The sequence below is a fragment of the uncultured Meiothermus sp. genome (assembly GCF_937863175.1).
Classification (GTDB): domain Bacteria; phylum Deinococcota; class Deinococci; order Deinococcales; family Thermaceae; genus Meiothermus.
In genome coordinates this window covers 17,139-29,542 of the sequence record NZ_CALMCQ010000281.1, presented here as the reverse complement: position 1 = coordinate 29,542, position 12,404 = coordinate 17,139, and the positions used below count along the sequence as shown (strand labels likewise).

Sequence of the window (12,404 nt, the reverse complement as noted above, 5' to 3'; positions counted from 1 at the left end):
CCTTTTGCTTGTGATTTACGCCGACGCACTCAACCGGGGTGGGCGTGGGGTCAGGAGTCCGCTAGACTCCTGAGCGTGGAAGGTTTGCTGATTCATGCCCTGGTGCGCGGTCTGGCGGCACGGCTGCCCCTGCGCGGCCTGGGCTGGGCATTCCCCGACGAGGGCACGGCGGCTTTGCTTCTGGAGGGCCTGGGCAACCTGGTCTTGCGTTACCGCCCTCCAAGCCCCATCCTCACGCTGGAAGAAGGCCGTGTGGAAGGCGAGGCCAAAACCCCTTTCCAGCGGCTGCTCGAGGCTCGCTGCAAGGGGCGTCTGTTGAGGCTCGAGCAGATTAAGCTCGACCGGGTGGTGTTTCTGGAGTTTGCGGGGGAAAAGGGTTTTGTGGACACGGCCCCGGCCCGGCTGATCTTCGAGCTAACCGGGCGCAATGCCAACCTGATGGTCTGTGACCAGTCGGGACAGATTATGGGCATTGACCGCCCTGTCACCTCGGCAGTCAACCGCTTCCGCGAGCTGCGACCTGGGCTGCCCTACACACCGCCCCCGCCATACCAGAAGCTAGACCCCCGCAGCCTGAGGGTGGAGGAACTAGCGCCATTCCTGGGCCAAACCTTTGCCCAACTCATCAAAAACCTGGACGGGGTGGGCAAGGAGCTGGGCGCCGAACTCGTCCGCCGCGCCGACCTGAGCCCCGATAGCCCTCTAATCCCCGAACACCTGCCGCTTGTCCACAGGGTTATCCACAGGCTGGTGGAGCAGCCTGCCCAGCGCACCGACCTCTCGGCGGAACTGCGGGCGGCCTGGGAGCGGGAGGAGACCGAGGCCCTGCGCAAGCCCCTGCGCGAGGCCCTAAGGCGGCAGATCAAGACCCTGCAGGCCCGCCAGGGGGACTATTACAAAGCCATCGAACGACTGGAGGAGGCCCAGCGGCTGCGCACCTGGGGCGACCTGCTGATGGCCTACGCGCACCGCATCGAGCCGGGCGTTTCGGTCAGGCTGGAGGATTTCTCGGGCCAGACGGTGGAAATTCCGCTGGAGATGGGCCTCTCCCCCATCCAGAACGCCAGCAGGTTCTATCAGCGGGCCAAGCGCCTCGAGGCCGGCGCCGAAAAAGCCCTCGAGCTAGAGCCCATCACCCAGGCTCAGATTGCGGCCCTCGAGGCCGAGTTAGGACGTATCGAACGCCTATCACTCGAAGAACTGCGAACCCAGAACCGCCTGATCCGCGAGAAAGGCCCCGAGGTGGGGTTGCGCTTCAGCAGCCCCGGTGGCTACGAGGTCTGGGTGGGCCGCAGCAGCAAGGAAAACGACTTCCTCACCCGCAGCGCCCACTCCGAAGACCTCTGGTTCCATGCCCAGGGCATTGCAGGCTCACATGTCATCCTGCGAACCCAGGGCCGGGGCGCGGCCCTGCCCGATCTGCTCTATGCAGCCCAGCTTGCGGCTTTTTACTCCAGGGCCAGGGGCGAACCCAATGTGCCGGTGGACTACACCGCCAGAAAACACGTCTGGCGCCCACGCAAGGCCACCCCCGGCCAGGTGCTCTACACCCAGGGCAAGACCCTGTTCGTGGAAGCAGCCCTACCAGAGGGTTGAAGCGGGGCAGCACTTACGCTGGTTTGTGGCCAATTCGGGTGTGCAGGTCGCCAATCCCTTCAATGGCAACCTCCACGTGGTCGCCCGGCCGCAGTTCCCCCACGCCTTCGGGGGTGCCGGTTAGCACCACATCGCCGGCCTCGAGGGTCATGAACTCGCTGATGTAGGAGAGGATTCGGGCTACCGGGAAGATCATCAGACTGGTGTGGGCCTCCTGGCGCAGTTCGCCATTCACGTAGGTGCGCAGGGTGGTGTTCTGGGGCTCGAGCGAGGTCATCAGCCACGGTCCCAGCGGGCAGAATTTATCGGCGGACTTGGCCCGCACCCACTGTAAATCGGTTTTCTGCTTGTCGCGGGCGGTTACGTCGAGTGCGCAAGTATAGCCCAGCACGTAGTCCAGGGCTTCTTCCTCCGATACTTTTTGCATCCGTCGCTCGATCACCACTGCCAGTTCGCCCTCGAAGTGCAGCAGTTCGGTGAAGCTGGGATAGGGCACCACATCACCGGACTGATCGGGCCGGGCCGGGTTGGCGGGGTGGGCCAGGGTATTCAGTCCTTTGAGGAACAAGCCCGGCTCTTTGGGCAGATCGGGGTCGTGGCCCATCTCCCTGATGTGATCGAGATAGTTGCGCCCCACACAGACGATCTTGGTGGGGGTGGCGGGGGCCAGCAGGGTCACGCCGCCCAGATCAAGATGATGGCCGGTGGGATTGCCCGCCGGGCCATCGGTTTCGCGGATCATCTCTCCTTCGAGAATCCCCCATTGTCCTGCACCAAAACGAACCAGCTTCATAGTGGGTAAAGTATACCGTTGCCAGGTCGCTGTTGCGCCAGGACGTTTGCCTTGCGGGCGGTGCAAAAGTCAGGGGTCATGCCTGCTCCCACAGCCTCGCACGATGGAAGCGGGGTCAGGTGTTAGAGTCTATGTATGGCGGTTGCAGCGGGCCGCGAAAGGAGTTGGTATGAACGCGCTATTGCTATGGGTTCTGGGCATTATGGGCTTGCTTATGTTGTTGTGGGGTCTGACCAGCCTCCGGCGCGGGGGGCTATCGTGGATGGGGTTTGGCGCACTGTTGGGCCTGTTTGGACTGGGTGGGGCCTGGCTCCATCACCAGTACGGCAGCCCGGTGTTCTGGGGATTGGGCATTTTAGGGGTGCTGTTGTTGGCCTGGGCCTTTCTAAACCTGCGCCGGGGCCGCATCGCGGGCTGGACGGCAGCTATGGCGATGTTGCTGGTTCTGGTAGGTTTTGGCAGCATCACCCTGCTGGGCAGTCCCAACCAGAACCTGCTCACCTCGGACACCATCCCCGATCCGCTCAATAATTTCCGCACGGGCCCCGCTGCCCCAGCAACACCCGATACCGGGGCAGCCCCGACTCCGCCGGTGGAACCCAGCCCCACCCCTACCACTCCCGAACCCGGCCTCCCCCAGCCCGCCCCTGAGCCCTCGCCTCTGCCAGGCCCCGCCGAGCCCAGTACGGCCCCGCTCCCTCCCGCCGCGCCTTCCCTGCCTGCTGCTTCGGGCAGTGTGCGCGAAGTCGAGCCGTCCTGTCCTTGCCTGCTCAGCGTGAGGGTTACTGCTACCAACCCCACCATTCGCATACTGCGGGGAACCACCGAGATTGCCCGCAGCAGCTTGGAGCGCTCGGTTTTTCAGCTCGAGACCGGCGACTACACCCTGCAGGTCGAGGCCCCCGGCTACCGCACTTTTAGCGCGCTGATTAATGTGCCCAGAAACAAAAACCTGGAAGTTGAACTGGTGCAGTGAGCCTTTCGCAAGCCTCAGGACGAGGGTCGAGGGCTGTGGGGAGGCGGTTGCCGTAGAGGGCGCACCCCTGCACGGAACCCAGAGGCGACCAGGAAGCGTCTGGCTACCAGGTTTCGGCAGCACTTCGGCACACAGCACAACAGGGGTGCATCCCCCGGTGGCCCTTTGCTTGCACCTTACACTACACCTCGGTATGGTGTAGATACTGTGAGCGAAGTAAGTACACTCTGGCAGACCCACCTCGAGACCCTGCGTCCCCACCTTAGCGGACGAGACCATCGCGGTAAAAAAGGGAGCTTGCGCTGGTTGGAAGCAGCCGTGGCCGAACGTGGGGGACGGGCCGGGACAGTACGCAACATTTTGTACAAAGATCTGGGTAGCCCGGAAGAGAAGCTGCGGCTATTCGAGTTAATTGGCGATTTATACACCGAGTCGGGTCTGGAACCCCCCACCCTGCCCTCGGAACTGGCCCTCGAATCCGCCCGGCGGGCTTTGGGGCGCGATAAGCGCAGGTTGTTCCGGCGTTTTGTGCGGGCCCTCGAGCAAGGCGAAAAACCCCAGATGGTAGTGGTGGGGGGGGCTGTGACCGGCAAGGGCGTGTTGTTGGCAGCGGTCGAGCGGGCCGTGCCCGACTGCCTGATGGTTAATCTGGGTGGGGAACTGGCCCAGCACCTGTATCCGCTGGCCGAAAAGCTGGACATTGAGCTGGAGGCTATCTTTTCGCAGCTCTCCCCCACCCAGCCCTACGCCCTGCAGGCCGCCTTGCAAGATGAGTTGCGCAATGGCGTCGCCAAGGCCCTCAACGCCTATGGCAAGCCTCTGTTGTTACGGGCCGAAAAAGAGGGTCAGATCGGTGGGCTGAGCCTGCGCGACGCACAGGGCAGTCCGGTGGGGCTGGCCACCTGGGTTGAACCCCTGCTGCGCCGCCTGACCATTCCCTTTCTGGCCGGGCTTTCCGAACCCCCGCCCAACCTGGCCTGGAATCCGCTCTCGGCCCCCAGCCGGGCCGAAGCCCGCCGCTATGTGAAAGACCGGCTGCCCGATCTGCCCCCCGAACGGGTAGGGGCACTGGTGAACCAGGCGGGACGCAATTTTGCGGAGCTTTCGCGGCTGGTGCTCCTGGAAGCTGCCCAAACCCACGGCAGCAACCCCTCGGCCTTGGCGGGCTACAACCTCGCTCAAGACACCACCCTGCGCCCCATCCTGCAGGCGCTAACCATCCTCTCTCCCGATGCCGACCCCGGTATTCCGGTGGCCCTGCTGGAAAAAGCCCTGAACAAGGGGCTCGAGCACCTCTCGCAGGCCGAGCGGGCCCTGCTGGCCCCAATGGGCGAGGGCAAGGTACGCCCGGCCCTGCGCACCCTGCTGCCTGCAGTACCCGAGAAAGAAGCCCGCAAACTACACGCGCTGGCACTGGATTTTTTCAAGGGGGATCTGTTCCGCTTGCTGCACCATGCCCGGGGCGCCCATCGGCTGGACAAACTGCTGGAGCTGCTCTCGCAAGACCCCAGCCGGCTGTCGCTGCTGCCCACGCTCTGGGCCGAGTCGCAACACTGGCCCACCCTCGAGCGGGAAAAGCTAGCGATGGCCGTGGTGCGTTACCGTGCGGTATTGGGCCAGTACGCCCACCCCGAGGCCCTGGATGCCCTCGAGCTGCTCTTCAGTTCTACCGACCCCGCCACCCAGTCCTGGGCCAGGGTTAAGGCCGCCGAAGCCAGGGTGGACGCGGGGGACTTCCCCGCGGCCTTGCAGCTTCTGCCCCCGCCCGAGACCCTCGCAGGCGACGTGGGGGCCGAGGGGCTTCTGGTCTGGGCTGCGGTAGAGCGCTGGCAGGGCGACTACCCCCAGGCCGAGGCGTATGTGCAACAAGCCCTTTCCCTGCCCATCCAACCCTTCCTGGCCGACCGGGTACGGCTGTGGCAGGGCCTGGTCGCCAAGGACGCAGGCCGCTTCGAGGAAGCCCTGGAGGCTCTGCGCCAGGTGACCCACGACCCCCTGCTGGTGGGTCGGGCCTGCTACCAGTCGGGCGATTTGCTCTTGCGCACCGGGCGAGTCTACGAAGCTGAGGCCCAGATGCGGCAGGGCCTGGAAGCCCTCGAGACCTCAGGTGCTCCCCCTGAAGAAGTGGCTCGGGTGCAGGCCCGGTTTGGTACGGCGCTCAGACGTATCGGCAACTTTGCCGAAGCGGAAAAATATCTGTATCAGTCTATCCGCGAAGCCTCCGACGACTTTATTCGCGCCCGCGCCCAGAGTGAGGCCAGCGTGCTGGAGCTGGTGCGGGGCCGCCCTCTGGAGGCCCTGAACCTCCTGGCCCAGGCCGAGAAATACCTTCGTGAAGTACGTGAGCGCCCGGAGGAAGCCCACTACCGCCACCGCCGTACGCTCTACCGCATCGCTGTAGCCTACTGGGTGCGGGCCAGCGGGCTGCCTTATCTGCCCCCTTATGTGGGTGGTCAAAAAGCCCCCGAGAGCGAGAAAATTCTGCGCAATTTACAGAAAGAGCTCTCCAGCAGGCAACTACCGGGTGACCGTTATATCGCCCTGGCGATTGATGTATCCCTCAAGCTTTCCCTGCTGCTGCCCCCGGCCAAAGCCGAGCAGATGCTACAGGGCTATCTGCGTCAGAACGACCCCTACTTCCAGGCCCAGGCCCGCCTGGGCTATGCCGAGACCCTGGCCAGGCAGGAGAAGTGGGCCGAAGCGCTGGCTCAGGTGGTGCAGATCGGGGATTTACAAGACCCCGGGGTGCAAAGTTGGAAACTGGGGCTGGAAACCCAGGCTTTGCTGGGGCTGGGCCAGGAGGAAGCAGCCTGGAAGAAGCTTCAGGCCTGTACCAGCCTGCCCGTTCCCTACCGAGCCCAGCTGGGTCGGGTGCTGGGTAAAATCTGGCCTGCCGAGGCGCTAGAGGCTCGTCTGGGAGATCGTTCTCCGCTGGCCCTCGAGGACGCCCTGGCCCTCTCGCTAAGCCAGACCTAAGCTGGTTCCGGACAATTTCGCGGGGGTTCTTCCAGGCTCGTTCTGCCATAGTCAAAGCCTGTACTGTTCGTCCGATACCGGTTCCAGCCAGTCGGTGCTCACCCCATCCACCGCGGCCTGGATTGCCAGGTGGGTCATGGCATGGGTCACACTGGCCCCATGCCAGTGCTTTTGCTGCGGCGGGAAATAGATGGTGTCACCGGCTTTCATCTCGAGCACCGGCCCGCCCCAGCGCTGGAACCACCCAATCCCGGCCTCGACATGCAGCACCTGCCCCTGGGGGTGGGTGTGCCAGGCCGTGCGCGCACCCGGCGTAAACATGACCCGCAACAGATGCAGATTCATCGGTGCTGGGGTGATCACCAACTCGCTCAGATAGACCGCCCCGCTAAACCATTCCGGCTTGCCCTGGCGGGTGGGTGCCTGAGGCACAAAGGTTTTCCAGGGGGTTTCCATAGCTCAGTTTACCGCTCGGTGCTGGTAGCTGATAGCCTATAGCTGATAGCCGATAGCCAGGCAACGGATTGGCCCTAGACTTGAGAGGTCTGAGTCACCCTTGGAGAACAAATGAGGATCTCGACGGCCTTCGGCCCTCCACCGTTAAAAAGCCCGCTCGTACTGCACCGGCCATGCTTTAGCTGCCAGCGCCTTGCCCGCCCGGTAGGGCCAGTAGGGCTCGGATAGCAAAGCCCGGCCCAACAGGATCAGGTCGGCCTGGTTTGCCTGAAGAATGGCCTCGGCTTGTAAGGGTTCGGTAATGAGGCCCACCGCCCCTGTGGACAAGCCTGTGGACAACTTGACCTGGGCGGCAAAAAGCACCTGATACCCTGGCCCCAGTGGAATTTTCACCCCTGGTACAGCCCCTCCCGAAGAGCAGTCCAGCAAGTCCACGCCGCGTTGGTGCAATTCCCCGGCAAAGGCCACCGTGTCGCTGATCTCCCAACCTCCCCCCACCCAGTCGCTGGCCGAGACCCGCACCAGCAAAGGAAGCTCGGCAGGCCAGACCTCCCGCACCGCCTGCACCACTTCCAGCGGGAATCGCATCCGGTTTTCGCGGCTTCCCCCGTAGCTGTCGGTGCGCCGGTTGGTCAGGGGCGACAGGAAGGAGTGCAGCAGGTAGCCGTGGGCCATGTGAATTTCCAGCACCTCAAACCCTGCTTGCAACGACCGTGCGGCTGCTTTTTGAAAGGCGGCGCGTACCTCGTCCAGGCCCTGTATGTTCAATTCTTCAGGAACGGCCCAGCCCTCCTGAAAAGCCAGGGGGCTGGGGGCCACCGGTGTCCAGCGGTGCAGGGGCTTCCCGCCCGTCCAGGGGCTGCTGGTACCCGATTTGCGTCCGGCATGAGCAGTCTGGATGCCCGGAACCGCACCCGCGGCCTTGATGCGCTGGGTCAGCTCTTGCAAGCCGGCCAGGTGCTCGTCTGACCAGATGCCCAGGTCGTCTGGGCTGATTACGCCTCGAGGCTCCACTGCCGTGGCCTCCACCATGATCAGCCCAACCCCGCCAACCGCGCGGGTGGGGTAGTGTAGCCGATGCCAGTCGGTTACCTGCCCATCCTGGGCCGAGTACTGGCACATGGGCGACATGGTGATGCGGTTTTTCAGGGTGACGGAACGCAGTTTCAAGGGGCTGAACAGAATGCTCATAGCAGCGATTTTACGTTCTTTGTGGCGATGACTGGCCTTGAATCGTTCACTAGTTTTGGGCGCTGGACTCGAGACTTGAGACCTGTGGCAGTAGATTTCCATGCATAACGCTTCTTCCTCGCCAAACCGGCCATATGATAGACAGGCCGTGGCAGGAAGTTATACTAAGTATAAGAAGTTTTTGTGAGGAGGTGACAAAGAGCGGATAGCCAATAGCAAATAGCCGATAGCTAAACAGCTATTCGCTATGAGCCATTCGCTATCGGCCTGGTTTATGCCGATTGATTTCACCCTGACCGACGAACAAAAAGAGCTGCAAAAACTGGCCCGGCGCTTTGCCAAAGAGCAAATAGCGCCCATTGCGTCAGAGTACGATGCCAAGGAGGAGGTGCCCTGGCCCATTGTAGAAAAGCTCCACGAGATAGGTTTGCTCAATGCCCTGATCCCCGAAGAGTACGGGGGCCTGGGCCTGGGCATGCTGGAAGAGGTGATCATCGGCGAAGAGCTGGCCTGGGGCTGCATGGGCATCTACACCATCCCCATGGCCTCCGACCTGGGCATCACCCCCATTCTGCTGGCGGGTTCGCACCAGCAAAAGCAGCGCTTCTTTCGAGCTCTCACCGCAAAGCCCGCCCTGGCCGCCTTTGCCCTCTCGGAACCGGGCAACGGCTCCGATGCCGCAGCGCTGCGTACCCGGGCCGTGCGGGATGGCGATCACTACGTGTTGAACGGCACCAAGACCTGGATCTCCAACGGCGGCGAGGCCCTAGTACTGGTGGTCTTTGCTACCATCGCCCCGGAACTGCGCCACAAGGGCGTGGTGGCAGTTGTGGTGGAGAAAGGCACCCCGGGCTTTAGCGCCCACAAGCTGCACGGCAAGATGGGCCAGCGGGCCAGCGGCACCTACGAGCTGGTTTTTGACGAATGCCGGGTGCCTGCCGAAAACCTGCTGGGCCAGGAGGGCGACGGCTTCAAGATCGCCATGAATACCCTGGACAAAACCCGGATTCCGGTGGCGGCGGGCAGCGTGGGGGTGGCCCGGCGGGCGCTGGAAGAGTCGGCAAAATATGCCAGGGAACGCCAGGCCTTTGGCAAGCCGATTGCCGAGTTCCAGGCCATCCAGTTCAAGCTGGCCGAGATGCTGATGGGACTCGAGACCGCCCGGGCCTACACCTACTACGCAGCCTGGCTGACCGATACCCATCAGCCCCAGGCCCACGCTGCCGCGATTGCCAAAGCCTACGCCTCGGAGATGGCCTTCGAGGCCGCCAACCAGGCCATCCAGATTCACGGCGGTTTTGGCTATATGCACGAGTACCCGGTGGAGAAGCTTTTGCGCGACGTGAAGCTGAACCAGATTTACGAAGGGACCAACGAGATTCAGCGGCTGATCATTGCGAGGCATATATTGAGCCTATAGCCGATAGCCTATAGCCGATAGCTGATAGCTGATAGCTAAGACAACGTCAAAAAAGCTATTGGCTATCAGCTATAAGCTATTAGCGGGAGCGCAGCGACCATGCTAAGTGAAAAGAGTTACTTCGGATTTGAAAACCTCGAGGTCTACCAGCTTGGCTCGGAGCTAGTATTGAGCGTGTACGCGGCAGTAGAAGAGTTTCCTAGTAAGGAGCAGTATGGACTGGCAGCACAGATCTGCCGGGCGGTCAACTCGGTCTGCCTGAACATTGCGGAGGGAAAAGGTCGGGGCTCGGACAAGGATTTCCTCCGGTTTTTGTACATGGCCAGGGGCTCGCTGCTTGAGACGGTGAGCGCGGCGCATCTGGCAGCCAGACTGGGCTTCCTTAAGCCCGAATCGGCTAGATCCCTTTACGAACAGGCCAGCGTCCTCAATGGCAAAATCAACGCTTTCATACGGACGTTAGAGTCCGCATCAGTTTAGGCTATGGGCTATCAGCTATCGGCCATAAGCGCCGAAACGCAGTGGAGGCAGGCATGAAATTCATAGCAGTCATCCGACAAGTCCCCGACGGCGAGTCCCGGCTCAAGATTGCCGGGGGAAAAGTAGACCTTTCAGGCGTCACCATGATCCTCGACCAGATGGACGAGTGGGCAGTGGAGGAGGTCATCCGGCTGCAGGAGAAGCATGGGGGGGAGAGTGTGGTGGTGGCCCTGGGCCCCGAGCGCACCGAGGAGGCCATCCGCACCGCGCTGGCCATGGGCGCCGACCGGGCCGTACACCTGGTGGCCGATGACTACCTCGACCCCATCAGCCAGGCCGAGGCCCTGGCCGAGACCCTCCGCGCCGAGGCCCCCACCCTGGTGATTAGCGGCGGGCAGCAGGCCGACTGGGACTCCCAGGCCCTGGGGGCCGCCACTGCCGAGGCCCTGGGCTGGCCGGTGGTGAGCTGGACAACCCAGATCGAACTCGAGGGCCAGACCCACGCCAAAGCCAGGCACGACCTCGACGAAGGAGCCGAGCTGGTGCGGGTGGCCCTGCCCGCGGTTTTTACTACCCAGCAGGGCCTCAACGAGCCGCGCTATCCCACCCTGCCGGGCATTATGAAGGCCAAGCGCAAGGAGCTGAAGAAGCTTCCCCTGAGCATTTCTAGCAGGGTCGAGGTGCTCGAGCAGACCATCCAGGAGCGCTCGAGGCTGAACAAGATGATTGACGGCAAAGACCCGGTGGCAGCGGCGAGTGAGCTGGTGCGGCTGTTGCACCAAGAAGCGAAGGTTATCTAGCCAATAGCACTTTGTCTTTTTGCTATCAGCTATGAGCCATCGGCTATCAGCACACCCGGAGGTAATGAGATGATCCTCGTTGTTTTAGAACACGACACCCAGCGCCTGCGCAAAGGCGCCCTGGAAGCCATCAGCCGCGCCCGGCAGTTAAGCGCTTTGGGGCCAGTATCGGGCCTGGTGATTGGCGAAAACACCCAGATGGTGGCCCAGGAGGCCGCGCAGTATCTGCCGGTGGTCTACGCCGCCGAGGTGGGTGGCTACACCGCAGAGAAGTGGGCCGAGGCCGCCTATGCAGCCGCCCAGAAGAGCGGGGCCAGGGTAGTGATAGCCACCGGGGGTCGCCAAAGCCGCACCTGGACACCACGGCTGGCCTACAAGATGAAGGCCGGGCTGATGGAGGACACACTCGAGACCAGCACCGATGGCAGCAGCGTGGGCGGCACCCGTTATAGCTTTCTCAACCGCGTGACCGAGCGTCAGCGGGCTGCCCTGCCGGTGGTACTCACCGCCAAGCCCAACACCACTCCTCTCGCCGAGCCCCACGGTAGCGGCACGGTGGAGAGCCTGAGGGTGGATGCTCCCGCCGGTGTAGAGGTTTTGGAGCGCGTACTGGAACAGAAAAAAGGCGTCTCACTGACCGAGGCCACAGTGGTGGTTACGGGCGGGCGCGGGCTTGGCAGCCCCGAGGCCTTTGCGGGGGTAGAAGAGCTGGCCAGGGCTTTGGGTGCCGCCGTGGGCGCGACCCGTGCTGCTGTAGATGCGGGCTGGCGGCCCTATGGTGAACAGGTGGGCCAGACCGGCAAGACGGTGCAGCCCAGCCTGTATATCGCCCTGGCGGTCAGCGGTGCGGTGCAGCACCAGTCGGGCATGAACAAGAGCAAGTACATCGTGGCGGTGAACAAAGACGCCGAGGCCCCCATCTTCAAAATTGCCGACTATGGAATTGTGGGCGACGTGCACCAGGTGTTGCCTGCGCTAATCGAGGCGGTGAAGAAACTGAAGGATTGAGCTACTGGAACCGCCGAGTTTCAGGTAAGTGGCAGGGCATGCACTCGAGCCCGCTCGTCCTGCACCACCAGCACACAGCCCACTTCGGCTTCCAGGTCTGGTAGGGCCGCCTTGATGGCCTGCCATACCCTCTCCCCCACTGTTTCTAAACGCAGCGAGGAGGTTCGCAACAACACTACGCTTGGTTTAGCTCTCTGGCTAAGGGCTAAAATCGTGTTGAAGTCTTGATCGTGCGTCAAAAATCACATAGCCATTGGTTGCGGCCCAAGCCATAAGTTCGCTATCGGGCGCGTTGATGGCACCAATATTCGACCAGCGCAAGGCTACCAAACCAAGGCTTTGAAAAACTCGACCCATCGCGGTGATAGGTTTACATCCACCAAAAGCTTCACGCAGGATTAACCTCGCGCTCCTCGGCCAGATATGCTGCATACTGCAAGGCAGCGCCTATATCGGCCAGCTCGAGCTCCGGTTACTCTGCCAGAATTTCCTGGGGGTGTGATCTTGCAGCAGGGTTAGGATCGTTCCCACTGTAATTCGCATACCCCGAATGCAGGGCCTGCCCCCCATCACGTGGGAGTTGAAGGTAATGCGGGAGAAGAGGGTCGTGGGTTTATGGTAGCAAATAGCAAGGTGTGCTTCGACTAAAGGTTGGCTAATAGCCTATAGTCGATAGCTGATAGCTAAGACAGAGTCAGAAAAGCTATT

At 62.3% G+C, this 12,404-nt stretch carries 12 protein-coding genes; 7 read left to right on the top strand and 5 right to left on the bottom strand.

Translation table 11 applies throughout. The features are described 5' to 3' along the window. Positions 1-75 precede the first annotated feature (75 nt). A complete protein-coding gene (locus Q0288_RS10645; RefSeq protein WP_299430210.1) occupies positions 76-1,596 on the top strand; it encodes an NFACT family protein in 1,521 nt (506 codons plus the stop codon). Between the two features lie 13 nt (positions 1,597-1,609). On the opposite strand, the gene Q0288_RS10640 is transcribed toward Q0288_RS10645, so the two are convergent. Continuing rightward, complete coding sequence (locus Q0288_RS10640) at positions 1,610-2,389, bottom strand: fumarylacetoacetate hydrolase family protein (protein ID WP_299430208.1); 780 nt, start codon at positions 2,387-2,389, stop codon at positions 1,610-1,612. Positions 2,390-2,558: 169 nt separating this feature from the next. Between Q0288_RS10640 and Q0288_RS10635 the strand changes: the two genes are divergently transcribed. Together Q0288_RS10635 and Q0288_RS10630 are read left to right on the top strand one after the other, a co-directional pair. Then, positions 2,559-3,365: a PEGA domain-containing protein gene (locus Q0288_RS10635; protein WP_299430206.1), complete on the top strand. Its 807-nt coding sequence runs from the start codon at positions 2,559-2,561 to the stop codon at positions 3,363-3,365. Positions 3,366-3,572: 207 nt separating this feature from the next. Beyond that, complete coding sequence (locus Q0288_RS10630) at positions 3,573-6,341, top strand: tetratricopeptide repeat protein (RefSeq protein WP_299430204.1); 2,769 nt, start codon at positions 3,573-3,575, stop codon at positions 6,339-6,341. A 51-nt stretch (positions 6,342-6,392) separates the two neighbouring features. Here Q0288_RS10630 and Q0288_RS10625 read toward each other — a convergent pair whose 3' ends face one another. Together Q0288_RS10625 and Q0288_RS10620 are read right to left on the bottom strand one after the other, a co-directional pair. Beyond that, positions 6,393-6,797, bottom strand: a complete 405-nt coding sequence (locus tag Q0288_RS10625; RefSeq protein ID WP_299430202.1) for a cupin domain-containing protein — start codon at positions 6,795-6,797, stop codon at positions 6,393-6,395. A 144-nt stretch (positions 6,798-6,941) separates the two neighbouring features. Further along, entirely contained in the window at positions 6,942-7,988 is a 1,047-nt protein-coding gene (locus Q0288_RS10620) for an NADH:flavin oxidoreductase/NADH oxidase (protein ID WP_299430200.1), read from the bottom strand. Between the two features lie 274 nt (positions 7,989-8,262). Between Q0288_RS10620 and Q0288_RS10615 the strand changes: the two genes are divergently transcribed. The 4 genes from Q0288_RS10615 (at position 8,263) to Q0288_RS10600 (ending at position 11,696) form a co-directional block, all read left to right on the top strand. Then, the gene (locus Q0288_RS10615; RefSeq protein WP_299430214.1) at positions 8,263-9,408 is read left to right on the top strand and encodes an acyl-CoA dehydrogenase family protein; all 1,146 of its coding nucleotides are present in this window, start codon (positions 8,263-8,265) and stop codon (positions 9,406-9,408) included. A 99-nt stretch (positions 9,409-9,507) separates the two neighbouring features. Further along, positions 9,508-9,888, top strand: coding sequence for a four helix bundle protein (locus Q0288_RS10610; RefSeq protein ID WP_299430198.1), 381 nt, complete (start codon positions 9,508-9,510; stop codon positions 9,886-9,888). 53 nt (positions 9,889-9,941) lie between these two features. After that, positions 9,942-10,688 (top strand): electron transfer flavoprotein subunit beta/FixA family protein, encoded by a 747-nt coding sequence (locus Q0288_RS10605; protein WP_299430196.1) that lies wholly within the window; start codon positions 9,942-9,944, stop codon positions 10,686-10,688. A gap of 69 nt (positions 10,689-10,757) precedes the next feature. Then, positions 10,758-11,696, top strand: a complete 939-nt coding sequence (locus Q0288_RS10600; protein ID WP_299430194.1) for an electron transfer flavoprotein subunit alpha/FixB family protein — start codon at positions 10,758-10,760, stop codon at positions 11,694-11,696. 20 nt (positions 11,697-11,716) lie between these two features. Here the strand turns inward: Q0288_RS10600 and Q0288_RS10595 are convergent, their stop codons facing one another. Next, positions 11,717-11,872, bottom strand: coding sequence for a hypothetical protein (locus tag Q0288_RS10595; protein WP_299430192.1), 156 nt, complete (start codon positions 11,870-11,872; stop codon positions 11,717-11,719). Between the two features lie 271 nt (positions 11,873-12,143). Beyond that, positions 12,144-12,266, bottom strand: a complete 123-nt coding sequence (locus Q0288_RS10590) for a DUF433 domain-containing protein (protein WP_299430212.1) — start codon at positions 12,264-12,266, stop codon at positions 12,144-12,146. Between the last annotated feature and the right edge of the window lie 138 nt (positions 12,267-12,404).

Bases quoted from the DNA above. Each gene is read 5' to 3' on its own strand.
- Q0288_RS10640 (WP_299430208.1), bottom strand. From the start codon at position 2,389: ATGAAGCTGGTTCGTTTTGGTGCAGGACAATGGGGGATTCTCGAAGGA.
- Q0288_RS10635 (WP_299430206.1), top strand. From the start codon at position 2,559: ATGAACGCGCTATTGCTATGGGTTCTGGGCATTATGGGCTTGCTTATG.
- Q0288_RS10625 (WP_299430202.1), bottom strand. From the start codon at position 6,797: ATGGAAACCCCCTGGAAAACCTTTGTGCCTCAGGCACCCACCCGCCAG.
- Q0288_RS10620 (WP_299430200.1), bottom strand. From the start codon at position 7,988: ATGAGCATTCTGTTCAGCCCCTTGAAACTGCGTTCCGTCACCCTGAAA.
- Q0288_RS10615 (WP_299430214.1), top strand. From the start codon at position 8,263: ATGCCGATTGATTTCACCCTGACCGACGAACAAAAAGAGCTGCAAAAA.
- Q0288_RS10610 (WP_299430198.1), top strand. From the start codon at position 9,508: ATGCTAAGTGAAAAGAGTTACTTCGGATTTGAAAACCTCGAGGTCTAC.
- Q0288_RS10605 (WP_299430196.1), top strand. From the start codon at position 9,942: ATGAAATTCATAGCAGTCATCCGACAAGTCCCCGACGGCGAGTCCCGG.
- Q0288_RS10600 (WP_299430194.1), top strand. From the start codon at position 10,758: ATGATCCTCGTTGTTTTAGAACACGACACCCAGCGCCTGCGCAAAGGC.
- Q0288_RS10590 (WP_299430212.1), bottom strand. From the start codon at position 12,266: ATGGGGGGCAGGCCCTGCATTCGGGGTATGCGAATTACAGTGGGAACG.